The organism is Marinilabilia sp. (assembly GCF_016278715.1).
Lineage (GTDB): Bacteria > Bacteroidota > Bacteroidia > Bacteroidales > Marinilabiliaceae > Marinilabilia.
In genome coordinates this window covers 38,572-56,857 of the sequence record NZ_JADQBH010000088.1, presented here as the reverse complement: position 1 = coordinate 56,857, position 18,286 = coordinate 38,572, and the positions used below count along the sequence as shown (strand labels likewise).

Below are 18,286 nucleotides of genomic sequence, written 5' to 3'. Positions count from 1 at the left end.
GTCATTATTCCTGATGTTGTTACTCATTTTTACTCTTCGATTATTTCAGGAATTGAAAGTGTAGCCAGAGAGAATGGATATTTTGTTTTGATTTCCAGTTCCAATGAATCCTTTCAAAAGGAGGTTGAGTCAATTGATAATTTGCTGAAAGCCAGGGTTGAAGGGTTTATTGTGTGTTTAAGTAAGCAAACAAAGAGTTACGACCATTTCGACAACCTTCTGAAAAGAAATATACCATTGGTTTTTTTTGACAGGACATGCATGGAAAATGAGGTTTCATGTGTTACAGTGGATAACAGGGAGGCATCAAGAAAAGTAGTTCATCATTTTTATGAGCAGGGGTATCGTCGAATAGCGTTCATTTCCGGTCCGGAGTTTTTAAATATATCAAAAGAACGAATTGCAGGTTATTATGACGGCTTGAATGATTGTCATTTACCAATCGATCCTGATCTGGTTGTAACATGTGATTTGAGTGATGTTTCTGCCAGGGCGGCGATGAACAAAATGCTTAAATTATACACGAGACCTGATGCCGTTTTTGGGGTGAATGATTTTGTGGTTTTTTCGGCCATGAAGGAGATTAGAAGCTTTGGTCTGAAGGTTCCAGATGATGTTGGACTGGTCGGATTTACTGACGATTTTCATGCGACGGTTGTCACTCCCGAACTAACTTCAATTATACATCCAACCTTTCAGATTGGCGAAAGTGCGGCAAGGCTTTTTTTAGATCAAACAAGAAACCGGAGTTCTCATCAAATGGTCATACTGAAAACGGAGTTAAAAGTGAGAGAATCTTCCGTTTTGAAAGCCGATTCTTTTAACAATAGTATGGTAAAGAAAGCTTAAACGCAGAGACGCAATGACGCAAAGTTTTTATTATGAGCAAGTTATGGTTTGCTTGTCTGATTTTGTAATGAGTTGATTATCAGTTGGGTATTATCCTGAGACTTCGGGATAACTGAATATTGTTTTAAGTAAGCAGCTTTCTTTCTCTGCTAAAAAAAATGGGGCTTGGTTCGCATCGGTCTTACTGGCAGAAGCGAAGTGTAATGGGCTGTTGGTTAGAGTAATCTGTTTTTTTGCTGATGAATAAAAAAAAAGGGGCTGTCCAAAAAGTCCAACTTTGATGTCATTCTGATCTTGTCGAAGAATCTTTTCACTTGAAAGACAGATGTTTCGACTACCTTCAATATGACATTCTTTTGGTCCTTAATACTTTTTGGACAACTCCCAGTCAAATATTATTGAGTATTTTGTTTAGAAATTAAGTTTATTCAGGTTGTGCTTCGTTTGCCGAAGTGGCATACAGTCCGATTAGTGCCCCTGTAAAACCACCTGCTACATTGGTTGAAAGAATGTCTCCTGACACAGCTCCACCAAGGTTTTGGAAATCTTCACCTTCCACTGAATAGTTAAAACTGTAATCATCCCCTTCAGCGACCACCTGCAATTTTATAGGTTTTTTGATGTCAATCTGTTTGCTGGCAATGATTTTTGATTTTCCTTTTTCTGTTCTTTCCAGCAGGAGGTAATACTCCTTGTCTTTTTTTGTAATTCCAAAGACATAGTTGAAATTTTCACTTTGGTAGCATACCAGACCCGCCAAATCTTTTTCCGAACCGGGTTTGTACTCCATGGTTGTGGTTGCCGAAAAACTCTTGTGCATCTGGCGATGAAAAAGAGTAGAAATAGGAGCAACCGCCTTGATGTTATTTTCAAAAGGAGTTATTTTCAAACCTTTTTTGGAAGTTGAAATGAATTCTTCAGGGAAAGCCCTGACACCAATCCAGCGATAATCGAGTTTTTCAGAGTTGAAATTATCGGCAAAAGTGAAATTGCCATTTGGGAAGAATCCGTCTTGTCCTCTTTTATTCTCGACGCCTTCGGGTGTCTTAAGCTTTGGTTCGAACGGAATCAGTCCATTTTCAAAAACAGGCCATTTACCACTCCAGTCCACCGGAAGAATGAAAGTTTCGCGACCAGTATTTACACGGTTTACTTCATTGGGACGAATGGCCAGAAAAACCCCGTAGTATTTATCATCATTGGGGCCTTTTGCAAGGTCGGCATGACCTGCCCAATCCACTTTGTTTGGACGGTGCTGGGGCAAATGTCTTTGTGAGAGTATCGGGTTTGATGGTGCGGGCTTGTATGGTCCACGTGGATTATCACTGATAAAAACCACTTCACTGTGATTTCCACCTGTTCCACCTTCGGCACACATCAGGTAGTATTTATCATTCTTCTTGTATATATGAGGCATCTCAATCCAGATAGGCTTTTTGGAGAGATCCACACCACCGTCTACAATTATTTCGTCGGATCCTTCAACAACCTGGTCGTTTTCAAGGTCATAATTCCATATTTTAATCACCCGATGTCCCTGATAAAGCTCTTTGCCTGGATCCGGTGCATCGTTATGCACCACATAGGCTTTCCCGTCATCATCGAAAAACAGGGAGGGGTCGATGCCGTTGAATTTAAGTTTGTAAGGATCGCTCCATCCGTTAAACGGGTCTTTTGTTTTAACCACGATGTTTCCAAAATCACCGGCAAACTGCGTGGTAATCATATAGAAAGTTTCATTGTGCGGGTTGTATTTGATGGCTGGGGCATAAACCCCGGCACTAATTCCCGAGTCATGCACTTTAAGTTGTGAAGGACGATCCAGTACATGACCTATTTGCTTCCAGTTGACCAGGTCGTTGGAATGGAAAAGGGGTACACCCGGAGCCATTGCAAAGGAAGAGTGCACCATAAAATAGTCATCTCCCTGGCGGATAATGGCAGGATCCGGGTAACATCCCTGAAGAATCGGATTGTAGAATTCACCTTCCTCCAATGGATGGTCTTTATAGACCTGATCGTTACCCTGATAAACGAAATCTGAAAAAACAGGTGCGTTTTTCTTGCCCTGGGCTTGAAGACCCGAAAAAGCAAAAAGAGCCATAAAAACCGACAACATCATGGGCCGCCCGTTTTTTTGCCAGAATAGTTTAAGTCTAATTTTTCTCATTTTTATTGGATATTATTAGTAAAACATGTTTGAATTCGGCTAATTGTGCATCAGCAGAGCATTTCAAATTATGGTTTTTGGGGGGGATTTGAGAATGGAAAGGTCGAAAGCTGTATTGTACAATTAATAAACTTTGATAATGGAATCACCTCTGTTATTCAGCTGTTGAAACAAATATAGCAGACAAATACCTTTTGCATTTGCTTTTTTAGATATTCCTGTTTCAAATTCAGATAAAAGTTTAAAAGAAACAGGATGAAAATAAAGCCAACAGGTGAATGTTTTATAAAATTGAATATTTCGTACTCGTTTTTAGAAAAACAAGGGATCATGGGGCATCCTTTTTTCTGTTACGATGGATGAATCCAAAAAGATCCTGTTTGAATGAATTTCTCCCTTGTTGATGATTCATCAATGGGGGGAAGTATTCCAGAAGTGTCATTCATTGGGAAGCGTGAGGTTATGATATTTTCACTTCCAATAGTCATTCTTACCTCAGGTTGTTTGGGTATGAAGTAAAACCGGTTTAACTCTGCCGCAAAAAAAAAAGTGGCGGATCAGAGTCCGCCACACCTGGTAGGTGCTGCTTTTTACTCAAGTGGCCGGGCTGCTTTTATCGAAAATCAACCCCTGTCATCCAGCTGAGAACCTGGACGATTTGGATATTGCCAGCTAAGCAGCCTGTCCCGGTTTCGGGACAGCAATTTTTTTCGCCATAAGAGGTTTTCCTGACCTTAATTATATCCTTTTTAAAATTTCTTTTTTGCGTTCTGATATTTCATTCTTAAATATTCGTTTCATTTATTTTGAAGTAAACAACCGAATCAAGCAGGTCTTTTGCGTTTGTTGTAAGTTCTTCTGATTTTGAATTAATTTTTTCATAAGAGACAACATTTTGCTGAGTAATTTCATTTAAACTTTCGATAACCGAGTTGATTTGTTGCGATGTAATAAGTTGCTCTTTACTTGAATTTGTGATTTCTTTGATTAGCCGGAGGCTTTTTTCAATTTTTGGAACAACTTCTGACAATTGGGAAACCATTCTTTTAGTCATTTGAAATCCCTCTTCTGATAAAGCGATGATTTCAGTCGCTGCCCCTTTGCTTTTTTCAGCAAGCTTTCTTATTTCTGTTGCTACAACGGAAAAGCCTTTGCCACCTGAACCGGCTCTTGCAGCTTCAACTGCCGCATTAAGAGCCAGAATGTTTGTTTGAAAGGCGATGTCATTTATGATTCCAATTTTTTGGGAAATTTGTTCAACAGATTTCAGACTATTTTGTGATTGGGTAGAAATCACCTTTAGGTCATTACCTGATTCGGATGCAAAAGTATCAATATTTGAGGCGTTTTCAACGTTTTGCTGCATACTGGAAACAGCTTCCTCCATCGACGCACTTAATTCTTCTGCTGAGGCTGCTTGCTTGTTTGCTCCGCTCGAAATGAGCCGGGCGGAAGTATTAATTTGATTCGTCGTATTGGAGACATTTTCTGAACTTCTATGTATCAACCGGACAACATCTTTTATGTTACGACCCATTTCGCTAATGGCCCTCATGAGTAATCCGATTTCATCTTTCAGGACTAGATCAGTGCTGGATAATGTTGCGGTTAAATTCCCATCGGCATATTCTTGTGCAATATTCATTACTTTTTGGAGTCTTGAAGTGAGATATCTTGTAATAGAATACGAAATTATCAGAGCCAAAAGGAAAGCAATAACTGTAAATGTTATTACCAGAAGGGTTGATGTATTTTTTGTATTTGCTGCTTCACCATTTGCATGGGCCATTAATTTGTCAAAAAGGGTGGTTACCTGGCCTCCTATTGGAGGAATCGTTTTGTCAAAACCTGCCTGTTTTTTTCCAATATCATTCAACTCATCCAGTACGGTATTGTATTGGTGCAGGTTTTCTGTTAAGGCATTGTCATTTAAACCATTGAGCCTTTTTAGTAAATTGTCTAAAGAACTAATTGATTTTTGTAATTGTGAATCTTTATAGGTCAAGATATATTGGACAGAATGAAATCTGACCTTATTAAAGCCGTCGGCAAAACCGGTATTGTTTTTTATAGATGGTTGGGATAATTCTGATATGATTTTTCCACCTATCTGTTCTTCTTTGGCAATTACAGAAGAAAGGTCTGCAATGTTTTGTGCCGAACCGAGGGATTCTTTAAAATACATGGATATATAAATCTGGAGGGAGTCAAGGATTTCTTTTTCAGTTTTATTGGTTGTATAGTCTTTCAAACCAATAATATCGTTGGAAACTTTTGAAAAGGACTCTTTCATTTTGGTGTGAAAAAAGGTATCCCTCGTATGTGCGTAAGATCGGGTATAAACGCGGGCCAGGTTGTACTCAGAAGTTACCGATCCGAGTTTTGATAAAATTATAGATTGAGAATGAACCTTTTGAATTCCAATTCTTCCAGCTATTGCTATACCAACGGTAAGCGTAATAATGATACCAAATCCTAAAATTAGTTTGGTTGATGTCTTTAAGTTTCTTAAGTTCATAATAAATTATTAAAGCATTCAAAAACACTCTAATACTGCTTGTTGGGTACAACCGTGGTTTGAATATTCGGTTCTTGGCATACTAATAAGCCAGAAACTTTCGGGAGCAGTGTCAACAACTAGTATTATTGGTTGGGCAATAATTATGGATACTTAAGGCAGGGAAAAGGTTCTATTTGGGGAGGGGGGAGGTTTATATCGAAATGCAATAATTATGACGTATCACTTTAATTCCAATAATAAAAATGAATGCCATCAGGTTTTACCAGGCAAATCTTAAGGTCTATGAGAAGTGTGTCGTCGGCATTAAGAGTTTCGGATTTTAAAACCTGATGAGTAGTCCTTGCAAAGAGATTATTACGGTTAATCCTCCCGAAACAATCATTGAAACTATTGCAATAGCTTATATACCCCAATAATAACATAAGGTTCTTCTCCTTGCTGGAGCTCAGGAAACCCCAGTGTTCCAATAAATACCGAATGGTTGAGAAATTCGTAGGGACTGTTTATCGGAGCTTCTAAATCCAGAACCGATTTACAATAAAATTTGTTGTTTTCTTCTCCAACATGAATCAAAGCCTGATTGAGCACGTGAATGATATGTCCATCATTCGTTTTTAAAAGATACCGGGCATAGAGTTCGGTATCTCCATCTGGTCTGACCAATTGCCAGTCTTCTCCCATTGGCAAAATTGATCCCTTGATTTCCGGACCTTCAAATGTACCACCAAGAATTGGAATAACCCGTCGCACTCCCCGTTTGCTTTCCCCAACATTTTGCGCTTCTCCGATTTTAACTTTTGCCTCCCAAACCAGTTCGGATTTAAAATCTTTAAAAACCTTATTCGTGCTATCTTCAGTACTTTGGGCATTCAGGTTGGAAAAACTCAATACCGCCAAAACAAAAATTCCGGTAATCCAAATTAATAATTTCATTTTGTTTATTTACCTGTTGTTTCATTTCCTAGAGCGGACAACATTTTTTCTCCATACCGTTTTCCCAGTATGCGGTATCCCTCAGCGGTGAAATGCAGTCCGTCGGGCTGGCCGGGACATCCTTCCGATGAGATGACAAAAGAATTGGGGATAGTTTCGGGTAGTTGGTTGATGAATTGGTTAAAGGCGGCACATTTGCCTTCATATTCAGCACTTAAAGTTTCACCCGCAAGCAACGGTACTTCCTTCGGATTTAAATTTAAGTCGGTCATGAGGTTGTCATAAATAGCTTTTACTTTCCTGGTCCAAAGGGTATCATTGGGATTGGATTCTCCCTGGTGCAAAAGAATGCCTTTGATAACCCCGTCTTTTTGTGCCAGTTTGGCCATTTCGACCAGGCGTCCATAAGGGTTACCGCCATAATTGGCGATCCATCCCTGCATCCAGCCAGGGGCTGAATCCACATAGGCCTGATAATTGTCTTTGTTGAACAATTCAATTTTGCATCCTCCAACGGCCACGTTAATGACTCCGACGGTGATCTCTTTTGGGAGATTATCCACCATGGTTCTTCCAAAATAGTCGGCAGGAGAGAGGCCGGCATTACAATCGGCCAGGGGAGGAGTAGCTGTGTACCATTTACCTTTTTCTCTGTTCAGGGCAGGACAATCCATCGCGCTCATTACTTTGAATCGTGGATCTACAACGGAGTCTTGTGCTTCTGCTTTAGCAGCACCAGCCATGTTTGATTGGCCAAAGCAAAGATATACCTGGAAATCAGATTTATCGGGTTGTTTTTGAGTGCATGACGAAAGTAATGCAACCAATGTCATGAATAATAATAATGATTTGAGCTTCATTTTGTTGAAAGTTAAGAAATGTCGTATCTTTTACATCAATGGTTATTCCACAATCTGTAAAGGATACGACACTCATTGGTTTTTAATTTACTACTCTTTTATTAGGCGATTCTTCACCAAATAGATAGGAATCTTCATATCCACCAAAATCAATCACGATTTTTTCGAATACAATTCCCGGGTCCATTGGTGTGATTGTGAGAGTCTGCCTGCCATCCGATGTTTCGGGAACCTGCAGATCAACCTTTTTCTCCACCACCCGTCGGGCCACGGTGGGGTAAAAAACGGTATAGATATTTTCGGGTTTCTCGTTCAGGTCTGAGTTGAAATTGACGACCTTTTCATCAGCCCCTTCAAAGCCAACCTTGTATCTGTGACCTTCAAGTCTCTTAAATGCCAGGGTTGATTTAACCACCACATGCACCGTTACCGAACTGACATCCTCGGGTAATTCCATTTTGTAGGATACGGATGAACCATCCACCGGCTCGGAATATGGCATAACCGCAATGCCACCCAATGTACGTCCCACATGAGGAATCACAGTCCATTCGGCCTTTTCCGCGTCCTTCAATTCATAATAATGTGGTGCTTCAATGGAGATAAAGTCATTTTTAGAGGTGAAAATATAATTGCCAACCGCCTCTTCCGGGTTTTCAATTCGATGTATTTCCGGAAGCTGGTCGGCCGGGAAATTATCGTTCCAGGAGGTGTAACCGATTTTTTTCTGCGACATCATGTTCTTCCATTTGCCATCGGACATTACATTGTTATAGTCGTAACTAAGCGCTTTGTCTCTTTCGAAAGCCTTTTCCACTTTGTCGGCCCAGAAGTTGGCACGTGGATTGTTTTCGGCATAAAGCTTATGATTCATGGCTTGTGCGTAATACATTTCGTACAGATTGGCCATGGCTTGGACGGGGTAAAGAATGAGTTGTTTGTAGGCATCCCTGTATTCCGGTTCCAGGCTTAAATACTGACGCAGGGCTTCTGCCTCCAGTTTGATGTATTCATCAGAAACCTTTTTCCACTCTCCGGTTTCGAGGTTGTAAGTGTTGCGATCAAGCATCTCAGGGGTTACGCGTCCGTTGTATTTGCTGTAAAGATTGAGTATTCGTGCAGCTTCGTCGGCCTGGTCCTCTCCAAATTGTTGTGCACTGAATGCCCTTGGATGCTCCATTAGATTGTCTGCTGTATAGCGGGTAGGTTCCCAGGCCATATCCATAAACAAGGAGATGGGATATTCCATAGGCTTCAGGTCACCCACGTTAACCACCCAGAGTTTGTCCACACCATAATCGTAGGTCAGTTGTAACTGTTCCCACATGTGCTGAATAGGGGTGACATTGAGCCATTTGGAGTTTCTTGGGGCACCCACATAATCCACATGGTAGTACATCCCCCATCCACCTGGGTGCTTCAACTCCTCTTCGTTGGGTAAACGTCTGACATTTCCCCAGTTATCGTCAGCCAGAAGAATAATGACATCATCAGGAACACGCATTCCCTGGTCGTAATAATCGAGCACCTCCTTGTACAGGGCCCACACCTGAGGTGTTTCTTCTGCAGGACGGCCGGTTACTTCCTCGATTATTGCACGCTGATTTTTCACAACTCTTTCAAGTAGTTCTACGTTGGTCTCTTCCGACATGGCTTCGTCTCCGTCGCCACGCATTCCAATGGTAATCAGGTCTTCGGTGTTTTTTACACGTTCAATTCCTTCGCGGAAGAATTCGTCAATCACTTCCTGATTGGTGGAGTAATTCCAGGCACCATATTCATCACGGTTGCGGGCCCATTCCTGATGATTTCGGGCCATTGGCTCATGGTGGGATGTTCCGATTACTATACCCATTTCATCGGCTATCTTGCTGTTCATAGGGTCATCGGCATAGAATGCCCAGTCCCACATGGCAGGCCATAGATAATTTCCTTTCAGGCGGAGGATTAGTTCGAATACACGGGTGTAGAATTTATGCCCGCCATAGTTGGTTCCATATCTTTGATTTACCCAGCCCGTAAGACTTGGTGCCTCATCATTTAAAAATATTCCCCGGTATTGTACGGCTGGTTCGCCATCCGTATATGTACCTGCTTTAACAAAGATGTTCTCTTTCTTTTTTACCGGAACATCGGCCCACCAGTACCATGGAGAAACTCCTATTTGTTCAGAGAGGTCGTAAATACCGTATATGGTTCCCCGCTTGTCACTTCCGGCAATCACAAGTGCACTTTCAATGCCGGGCATTGGATTTTTCACTGTTTTGATGATGAATTTTTCCCATTTTCCCTTCAGGTCATCGGCATTAATGATGTTTTTAGAAACAAGTTTATCAATCAGTTTACTTTGGCCGAGGGTTCCGGCGATAATGACATTCTTTGCTCCGGAAACTTTTCCGGTATTCATTACAGGTTTGATATCAGTGACCTTAAGGATATCATCCTGCAGGTCGTTAAAGGCTCTGATGACCCCGGGATCGTCTTTTGAATCAATCAGCATTTGTGCTGCTTCCCCTTTTTCGGCAATGACGAAAGAGTCTTCACTTTTACTTTCTGATATAAATCTTGTATTTTCTGTGGCATTTGCAAGAACCCCATGAATACAAAACAGAGTCAGGATTAGGAATGTCTGAATTAACTTCATAATATAATTTGTTTAATTGTTCCAGCTGTTAAAATACGAAAATATAGGGTTTTTGCTTTTAATTCGAAAAAGAATAGAAGTCAATTTCTCAGGGTCTGGCTATTCAATACTCCGTTAAACTTTTTTAAAAGCCTGTTAGTGAGTAATTTGCACAATGTGCGATATTTATCACAACTCTCTGACAATAAAAACTTTGCGCCATTGCGTCTTTGCGTTTAGGCTTTTTTTAACGAACTATTGGCTATTAATTCAGGAGCATATTTTTCAAGTGCTGTGTCTTTAATTTCAGTGTTGGAAGTCAGGCGTGCGAAGCCCGAAGACACTGAGTTTACCTAGCAACTGAATAGTTTTCGGGCAAACCCAACGTGACGCATTGCGCTTGCCCGAAATGTAGCAAAATGTACTTTTTGAACAGCCACTATTTAGCTGTAAATACGATATTATATGTTTTTACCACACCATTGTAATCACAATTTACGATGGCTCTACCGGAAGTGGATTGTGACTGTTGGATTTCTATTTTGACCGCATCGTTATCTGCGGTGGCGGCCACTACAGGAACCTCGGTTGTGTTTGAGGGCAACGTCACAATTGTTTCGTACTGGTCGTAGCCAACAATCCCGTTTTCATTTGTAGATCTTACGGGCGTTTCGGGCACTTCGATGGATTCACCATTAACCTGAATGTTTACTTTTGGTACTATTGGCCGTTCAATTTGTTTGTTTTTTGAGCTAAAACCAAGTCCGGCTAAATCGAAAAGCCCACCCTGTTCATCACTTTCTGCTACAAGGAAAATCGCGTGCTTTTTGTCCAACTGGTCAACGAACGTTGACACATCAACAGTGAATTTTGCAATTTCCTGTGTCGAATTTTCGGGAACAATAATCTCACCGATTTTTGTTCCGTTCCAGGTTTCATTGTCCCACGGGCCATCTAACCATACATTAACTTTGAAAGATTTGTTGGTTTTGGGGGTAAGAAAAAGATTGAATGCTGTTTCGTTTCCTTCTTTTGTTCCTTCGAAAGCTTTCAGGCCTTTTTTGTCTTCATCAAGTCCGCCGAAACCAAAATACTTATATCCTATAATGTTGCCATTCTTCACATTGGTAACAGGCATGTGGTTATCCCATATATCCCATGAATCCTGCTGCATTCCTACATCGGAAAGATAACATGCATAACCGGCAGAATAATACTGGTAAGGGTCGAGACCATAAATGTGGAAACCTTCGGAAGTTACTTCTGCTCCTGTATATTCGTTTCCTTGTTTGTCTTTTGCTGTCCATGTTTGGTCTTTTGCATAAGGGTCATAGGCCCTGATAGTGGCGCTTCCGCCTTCAGCAACCGGCTTTTCGTCCCACTCGATAGTGACCGGTGCAACCACCGCCTGACGGGCAAAGCCAAAATTGCGGGGAGGTCTGTGGTAAAATGCATACCATTGTCCGTTGATCAACTCTATGCTGCCATGGGTGTTGTGACCACCGTTGGTTGTTTGCAACGCAGATCCATCCTGATTTGGAACTATTCCACGAGAGTCCACCAGAACTCCGCCACTTTTCCAGGGGCCAAGGGGAGAGTCGCCAACAGCATAGCGCAATGTGGAGTTTGAACTTCCTACTCCGTATTCGGGGCCTGAATAACCGCTGTAAACGGTAATGTATTTATTCCCAACTTTGCGGATTGATGAGGCTTCAAAGAAATTGAACCTACCCAAATCTTCGCCTTCATAAATACAGGGATATTCTGTTCCTTCAGGATCTCTGATTTCTCCGTATCTGGAACTGGCAGGCAGAAAATAATCAATCACATCTGTTCCGGGACGTACCGAATACATGGTTTCCTGATCCAACTGTGCAGCCATTGATCGTTGAAATCCCCAATAACCGTAAGCTCTGAAACCAATTTCGTAATCTGGGTCATTCGGGTCGGTCACATATTCAATATAAACGGCAGGGTCGAAGCCAAGAATACTTCCTGGCACTGTGCGGGTTCCATCTTCCGTTAGGTTTATGGGGGTGAAAGGGCCATCAGGTCGTGAGCCTTTGGCTACCATGGCTTCACGATTCGGTCCTCTGCTATGGGGATACAAATAGTACTCTTTTGAACCGTCTTTCCTTTTTACCTCTACAAGGTCTGGTGCATACATCACATCCCATTGCCCATCTATTTCATAAGTAAAAATTGGTCCTTCATCGCGCCATGTTGACAAATCTTCCACTGGAGCAGACCACATTCTGATATCAGGGCCACAATAACTTTCATAGCGAACATCGTGAGACCCTATAATGTAAGCCCGGTATTTCCCGGGATTATCCGGATCCTCAAAAACCCGGGGTTCTCCGTCAGGTAAATGTTCCCATAGTGGAAGATACGGGTTGCCTGCGGCATGGTGGACATATTGTGAATTCAATGAAATATAATGATTCTGGTTGCTACTCTCTTTTTTTTCTGAACACGAAAACAATGAAGTGGCGAGAAGCAGCCATAAAAAGAAGTATGCTTTTTGTGAAAAGTTTAATTTGCTCATGATTGTTTTTTTAATTGTTTGCTGTTTTATTTAGCCCATTCTTGTCCTTCCGGTGTGCGTCTCCACTCAAAATAAGCATCCATTGCCTTTAGTGATTCTTCATCAGGTACTGGTGCCACTTCAGGCTCTGTTTTCAGAATCATTAATTGAGGGTCATCATTGCTGAAAACCGGCCATTGCGGGACATCTTCACCGTTCGGGTTTCCATTTTTTGCAAAATTGGTCCAATAGGTTCCCATGATTTCTGATATTTTTACATCCGCTTCTGTTGTGTTTGGATTGGATGAATCCATGTGCATAAAAACATAAGGTACATCCACTCCATGTGGAGTTCCATGGTCAGCCTGCGGGGAATCTTCAGGATATTCGGGATGTTGATCGAAATAATAGAGATAAACAGGTGATTCTCCGGTTTCGGTTTGTAAACGGGCCCAAGTCCAGGTAGGCCAGCCAAATGCAGCGTCGCGCATCAGGTTGCGTGCACTTCGGGGCACTGTGTTTTCTCCCACTGGATAAGCCTCAAGCAGAGTGTCGGCATAGGGGCCAAAACGTTCGTTTACATTCTGAATATACTCTTCCGGGGTACGGCCGGCAGGAAAACTTAAGCCTTCGTCTGAGTTGTATCCAATCAGCACCGGAACATCTCTGTATTTTCCGGCCTCATATAATTTATACTGATCGTCGGGAATGACATATCCGTCAACAACGGGCCAACTTCCCGGCATTGTCCAGCCTTGAGGAATAAGTTTCTCAGCTTCAATTTCACGCAGTTCGTCGATGGATGAAACCTCAAATTTTTTAAGATATTCAACACCATCCTTTTCAGCTTGTTCCAGGGTTTTCATGTTTTCACCGGGATAAGTGGTCGAACGTGAAGGACCAAACGAACCGCCGCTTTGCGATATGGCTTTGTGGATTAAGCCTTCGGTCAATGGAGATGCACAAAGCATACTCACAGAAATGCCTCCCGCCGATTCACCAAAAATGGTCACATTATTGGGGTCGCCACCAAACGCTTCGATGTTGTTTTGAACCCATTGAAGTCCGGCTATCTGGTCTAGCAAGCCATAATTTCCTGAAACCCCGTTGGGGCTTTCGGCGCTCAATTCAGGATGGGCAAGAAATCCGATCTGTCCGACACGATAGGCAACACTCACCACTACAACTCCCTTGCGGGCCAGGTGTTCTCCGTTATGAACGGGGGCAGACGTAGACCCAAAGCTAAATCCTCCGCCATAGATCCAAACCATGACGGGGAGCTTTTCTTCGGATGATTGGGCTGGTGTCCAAACATTCAGGTAGAGACAATCTTCGCTTTTTCCTGATGGCGGATTGCCCGCCTGCATGGGGGCAGGAGCATATTCGGTAGTTTGTTTCACTCCTTCCCAGGCCTCAACGGGTTGTGGTGCTTTCCATCGCAAATCGCCCACGGGGGGGGCTGCAAAAGGAACACCCTTAAAAATACTCAGGTCTTCGGTGACTGTTCCCTGAATGGTTCCGCCTTCGATCTGTACCTGACCGGGCTGTTGCCGGCTGGCACATGAGGTTATCAAAAATGTCAGAACTACGATGAGTGAAGTCGTTATTTTTTTCATTGGTATATGCTTTAATTTTTAATGGAATACGTAAATTTTTAATAAATATCTTTTCTTCCTTGAACTCAGGAAATGTACGACACCTTCAGCGTCGATATTTTTTTTATGAAAAAAAGCTACAAATATTGGAGCCCTTCAGGCTCCGTTCTGTTCAATAAGAACGATATGCTACGTGGGTACACCAAATATTTATTGAAATAAAGCCTTTGCATCCAATCATTTTTGACGTTTCTCAACTGAATATTATTTCCAGAGGTTTGGTAAAAACCGGTAGTATAAAAGATGACGCCAGGTAGACCAGTCATGTCCGCCGTTTCCGCCAATATAATAATCGTGTTCGATTTCATGATTTTTTAAAGCATCGTGAAGTGCCTGACAGCGATGATTAAAAAAGCTTTGTGCTTCTTTTGTCCCTTGTCCCACAAAAAGATAATCAACTTTGTTGTTGACATCAGGATCGTTTAAAAACTGTTTTAGCGATGTTTCAGCATCGGTGTCTCCGGCGCTAAGAATGCCAAAATTAGCAAAGACGTCGAGTGAACGGAACCCAATAAACATACTGTGACGACCGCCCATTGATAATCCGGATATCGCTCTTCCTTCCGGTTCCCGGATAGTGCTGTAACTCTGGTCAATCAATGGAATAACATGATTCCGGAGTTCCTTTTCGAAAATATCAAAAGTTAGTTCTGCATGCTGAGGGTGATTTCGATGAATCACCTGATTGTTTGGGATGGCAATTAGCATTGGTTGAGCCTTCCCCTCGGCAAGCAGATTGTCCATGATGAAATTTACCCGGCCATCGTACACCCAGTTTGAAGGTAGTTCGCCACTTCCACCTATCAGGTACAGAACAGGATATTGTTTGTCAGGAGTATAACCGGGAGGGGTGTAAACGTAAAGTTCCCGTTCGCCTTTGGTTACCTCCGAATGATAAACATGGCGTGTAACATTTCCGTGAGGAACATTTTGGGCATCATAATATGCGGGGCCTTCGCCATGCACTACCAACTGGCTGTACGGCGGCATGGCTGTAAAGGCAGCATAAGTGTTACTGGGGTCGGCAATTTGTACCCCGTCAACCAGCAGATGATAGGCATACATATCAGGCTTTAAGGGGCCAATGGTCAATGTCCAGATTCCATCTTCTCCTTTGGTGAAAGGAATTGGTTCACGACCTTTGTCAAGAGCTGTATGTATGGCACCTGCAGGTAATTCGACTTTTTTAGCGTCGGGTGCTTTTATTCGAAATGTTACGGTTTGGTCATCATGCACTTCCGGGGAGTTAACCTGGGCACTAAAGGGAGTGAGACCTTCGGTATCTTCCTGGGGGTTGTAGTCCAGATTTACATTGGCTTGTTGTGCACTAACTCCAAATGGTGTTAGTAAAAGCAAACCAACGATATAAGTCCATTTTTTATTCATAATGTTTAATCAGTTTAGGTTTGTTGATTTTATTTTTAAAAGCGATTATTTGAATGCCTGGGATGCAAAATCGCAGAACGATTTTCTCCAAACCTGCCACTCATGATCCCCGGGAAAGGAATTGAATTCAATAGTCAGCCCATTTTCTTTCATGGTGGTTACAGCTTTTTTTGTATGTTCAATGCGTTGATCTGCTTCTCCACAGGAAATATAGAATAAATCGAGTTTTTGGTTGAAATCTGCTGTTTGAGACAACAATCCCGGAATTTCTTTTTCGGCATCGAAAGTATTGTCTGCCGTTGTTCTAATTCCACCGAAAATTCCAGAGCTAAAGATTCCGATCGAACTAAAGATATTGAGATTTTCGAGACCTGTGTAAAAGGATTGTCCTCCACCCATTGACAAACCGCAAATAGCCCGGTTTTGGGCGTTTGCCATAGAGCGGTAGTTTTTATCGATAAAGGGGACAATGTTTTCTGTTATTTCTTTTTTGAAACTTATCATGGCTTGGCTGCTGTATCCTCCAATACCTGAACTGACATTCCCGTTGGCCATTACCACAATCATAGGTTCTGCTTTTCTTTCGACAATCAGGTTGTCCAGAATCAGGTCCGTTTTTCCCTGACGAACCCATCCTGTTTCGTCTTCGCCTCCACCATGTTGGAGATAAACCACAGGATACTTTCTTTCAGGGGTTTCATTATATCCGGGAGGGGTATAAACAAACAGTCTCCGCCAACTATTGGTAACATTGGAAAAATAGTATTTTGAACTGACAGCGCCGTGGGGTACGTCTTTAATGGAGTAAAAATCAATGCCTTGTTCCGGAATGTCAATCCCACTGGTCATTTTTCCTGTTCCAAAAAACGACTGGCTTGCCGGATCGGCAACGGGCAAATCATCAATTATCAGAAAGTAATAGTGAAATCCGGGCTCGATGGGTTCAGTGCGGACAGTCCAGATGTCGTTCTCATTTTTTACCATGTTGTATTTCTTCCCCAAATCAATTTGAAGTTTTTGCGCATTGGGTGCTTTCACCTGAAAAACCACGCTGTTGTCGGGCATAATGCAGGGGCATTGACTTTGATTGATGTTTGTTGGGGCAGGAACTGAGTTTTCGATTCGTTGTGCCTTGGCAAATCCGGTTGAAAAAGCCATTGACACAATTAATATCGAGAAGGAAATTCTATTTTTGGATATCAAAAATTTCATAATATTTCATTTACAGGAAAATTTGAACAGATGTCCAAAAATTTTGTGTTTTTCCTTATTTCACAGATTATTGGATATAGATTTTAAAGAATCATGGATCTGTTCGGTACACGGGACTTTCTGGCCAGACACTAATTAAACAGTAACTGAACATATTGATACAGACTTCTACGCCATGTCAGCCACTCATGAGCAGTGCCTTCGGATTTGTAAAAAACATGCTCGATTCCCTGTTTGTCCAACATATTACGAAAAGCTCCAATAGACTTTGGAAAAACTTCGGCTTCTTTTGTGCCAACTCCCAGCCATAAAACTTTTATTTGCTCATTTACTTTTTTACCATCTGCAAAAGCTCCTTCCAAAAATGTTTCCACATCAATTTCATCGGAGCTTGGATAATTGGCCGTTCCACTAAACCCTCCGTAATATGCGAATTTGTCGAGGTTGTTCATGATAATGCGCATAGTCTGATTAGCTCCCATTGAAAGACCGGCAATTGCCCGGTTTTCACGATTATCTATTGTTCGGAATTTTTTATCGATCATGGGAATTACTTCATTGATCAATACTTCCTCGAAGATAAATGCCGGACGGGTAGGGGTGCTCCCTTGTTCCTTATTTGGTTTAAATGCATAACCGTTGTCCATTACGATGATCATCGGAACGGCTTTTTTATCTGCAATCAGATTGTCAAGGATGAGGTTTGCATGTCCCTGAGCAGACCAGCCGGTCTCGTCTTCGAAACTTCCATGCTGAAGGTAAAGTACTGGATAACGGGTGTCCGGATTTGTCTGATAACCCGGAGGTGTATAAACAAAACATCGTCGCCATGATTCGGTAAGGTCTGAATAATAAATGTTTTCGCTGACCAAGCCATGTGGGACATTTTTTAATGCATAAAACTCTTTGTCGTGTGCCGGAATTTCAATGCCGCTTCCCCAGCGACCAGCACCGTAAAAGTATTTGGTTCCCGGGTCAGGAACAGATGCTCCGTCAATATTGAGCTGATAATAGTGGAAACCTTCATCCTGAGGAGCTGATTCTCCTGTCCAAACACCATTTTCATCTTTGATAAGATCATATTTAACTGCACCAATGTCCAACTGAACATTGTTTGCTTCAGGAGCTTCAATCTGAACCCGGACACGTCCTTCAGAGTTGACTTGCGGGTACTCTTTACCGATTTGGTTTACGGATGAAGGTTTAAAGTCTTCGACGACCTTTTGTTGTTGGGCCAAACCTGAACTGCTAAAGGATAAAGCAAGAAAAACGGCTGTTATTGCAATGTATTTCATCAGTATAAAATTTATCTAAGTAATTGATTCCCGAAAATTCGGGAGAACTCGCATGTAAGAACTTATACATGTTCTTTTGAGGCAATCATTGCCATGCTCGTTTCATTCGTTTAAAGTTTACTTAAATTATATTGGCCGAAAGGAACTAAGATTATAAAACGAGAGCGAATAACTACCTTTCAGTACACAGGGGGCCATTCGCTCTCATAAAGTGTGTTTTTTAAACATATTCGTTTTGAAAACTGACCGTTAAAT

11 protein-coding genes are annotated in these 18,286 nt (G+C 41.9%); 1 reads left to right on the top strand and 10 read right to left on the bottom strand.

Going from position 1 to position 18,286, the window contains the following annotated elements; translation table 11 throughout:
- A partial coding sequence (locus tag QZZ43_RS05585; RefSeq protein WP_291856941.1) for a substrate-binding domain-containing protein occupies positions 1 to 849 on the top strand: 849 nt, incomplete at its 5' end.
- Between the two features lie 424 nt (positions 850 to 1,273).
- Here the strand turns inward: QZZ43_RS05585 and QZZ43_RS05580 are convergent.
- The 10 genes from QZZ43_RS05580 to QZZ43_RS05535 all read right to left on the bottom strand — a co-directional run bounded on the left by QZZ43_RS05580 (position 1,274) and on the right by QZZ43_RS05535 (position 18,031).
- A complete protein-coding gene (locus QZZ43_RS05580) occupies positions 1,274 to 3,019 on the bottom strand; it encodes a glycoside hydrolase family 43 protein (RefSeq protein WP_291856940.1) in 1,746 nt (581 codons plus the stop codon).
- A gap of 784 nt (positions 3,020 to 3,803) precedes the next feature.
- Positions 3,804 to 5,537, bottom strand: coding sequence for a methyl-accepting chemotaxis protein (locus QZZ43_RS05575; RefSeq protein ID WP_291856939.1), 1,734 nt, complete (start codon positions 5,535 to 5,537; stop codon positions 3,804 to 3,806).
- A gap of 390 nt (positions 5,538 to 5,927) precedes the next feature.
- Complete coding sequence (locus QZZ43_RS05570) at positions 5,928 to 6,473, bottom strand: DUF3237 domain-containing protein (protein WP_291856938.1); 546 nt, start codon at positions 6,471 to 6,473, stop codon at positions 5,928 to 5,930.
- Positions 6,474 to 6,478: 5 nt separating this feature from the next.
- A complete protein-coding gene (locus QZZ43_RS05565; RefSeq protein ID WP_291856937.1) occupies positions 6,479 to 7,333 on the bottom strand; it encodes a sialate O-acetylesterase in 855 nt (284 codons plus the stop codon).
- Positions 7,334 to 7,415: 82 nt separating this feature from the next.
- Positions 7,416 to 9,977 (bottom strand): glycosyl hydrolase 115 family protein, encoded by a 2,562-nt coding sequence (locus QZZ43_RS05560; RefSeq protein WP_291856936.1) that lies wholly within the window; start codon positions 9,975 to 9,977, stop codon positions 7,416 to 7,418.
- A gap of 418 nt (positions 9,978 to 10,395) precedes the next feature.
- Positions 10,396 to 12,504 carry a hypothetical protein gene (locus tag QZZ43_RS05555; RefSeq protein WP_291856935.1) on the bottom strand — a complete coding sequence of 703 codons (2,109 nt, stop codon included), beginning with the start codon at positions 12,502 to 12,504 and terminating at the stop codon, positions 10,396 to 10,398.
- Positions 12,505 to 12,530: 26 nt separating this feature from the next.
- A complete protein-coding gene (locus tag QZZ43_RS05550; RefSeq protein ID WP_291856934.1) occupies positions 12,531 to 14,099 on the bottom strand; it encodes a carboxylesterase family protein in 1,569 nt (522 codons plus the stop codon).
- Positions 14,100 to 14,342: 243 nt separating this feature from the next.
- Positions 14,343 to 15,524 carry an esterase gene (locus tag QZZ43_RS05545; RefSeq protein ID WP_291856933.1) on the bottom strand — a complete coding sequence of 394 codons (1,182 nt, stop codon included), beginning with the start codon at positions 15,522 to 15,524 and terminating at the stop codon, positions 14,343 to 14,345.
- A gap of 45 nt (positions 15,525 to 15,569) precedes the next feature.
- Positions 15,570 to 16,736: an alpha/beta hydrolase-fold protein gene (locus QZZ43_RS05540; protein ID WP_291856932.1), complete on the bottom strand. Its 1,167-nt coding sequence runs from the start codon at positions 16,734 to 16,736 to the stop codon at positions 15,570 to 15,572.
- A gap of 131 nt (positions 16,737 to 16,867) precedes the next feature.
- Entirely contained in the window at positions 16,868 to 18,031 is a 1,164-nt protein-coding gene (locus QZZ43_RS05535; protein ID WP_291856931.1) for an alpha/beta hydrolase-fold protein, read from the bottom strand.
- Positions 18,032 to 18,286: the final 255 nt, after the last annotated feature.

What these genes read in the sequence shown, in the direction of transcription:
- QZZ43_RS05535 (WP_291856931.1), bottom strand. Translation starts at nt 18,031, where the DNA reads ATGAAATACATTGCAATAACAGCCGTTTTTCTTGCTTTATCCTTTAGC.
- QZZ43_RS05540 (WP_291856932.1), bottom strand. Translation starts at nt 16,736, where the DNA reads ATGAAATTTTTGATATCCAAAAATAGAATTTCCTTCTCGATATTAATT.
- QZZ43_RS05580 (WP_291856940.1), bottom strand. Translation starts at nt 3,019, where the DNA reads ATGAGAAAAATTAGACTTAAACTATTCTGGCAAAAAAACGGGCGGCCC.
- QZZ43_RS05555 (WP_291856935.1), bottom strand. Translation starts at nt 12,504, where the DNA reads ATGAGCAAATTAAACTTTTCACAAAAAGCATACTTCTTTTTATGGCTG.
- QZZ43_RS05550 (WP_291856934.1), bottom strand. Translation starts at nt 14,099, where the DNA reads ATGAAAAAAATAACGACTTCACTCATCGTAGTTCTGACATTTTTGATA.
- QZZ43_RS05575 (WP_291856939.1), bottom strand. Translation starts at nt 5,537, where the DNA reads ATGAACTTAAGAAACTTAAAGACATCAACCAAACTAATTTTAGGATTT.
- QZZ43_RS05570 (WP_291856938.1), bottom strand. Translation starts at nt 6,473, where the DNA reads ATGAAATTATTAATTTGGATTACCGGAATTTTTGTTTTGGCGGTATTG.
- QZZ43_RS05565 (WP_291856937.1), bottom strand. Translation starts at nt 7,333, where the DNA reads ATGAAGCTCAAATCATTATTATTATTCATGACATTGGTTGCATTACTT.
- QZZ43_RS05545 (WP_291856933.1), bottom strand. Translation starts at nt 15,524, where the DNA reads ATGAATAAAAAATGGACTTATATCGTTGGTTTGCTTTTACTAACACCA.
- QZZ43_RS05560 (WP_291856936.1), bottom strand. Translation starts at nt 9,977, where the DNA reads ATGAAGTTAATTCAGACATTCCTAATCCTGACTCTGTTTTGTATTCAT.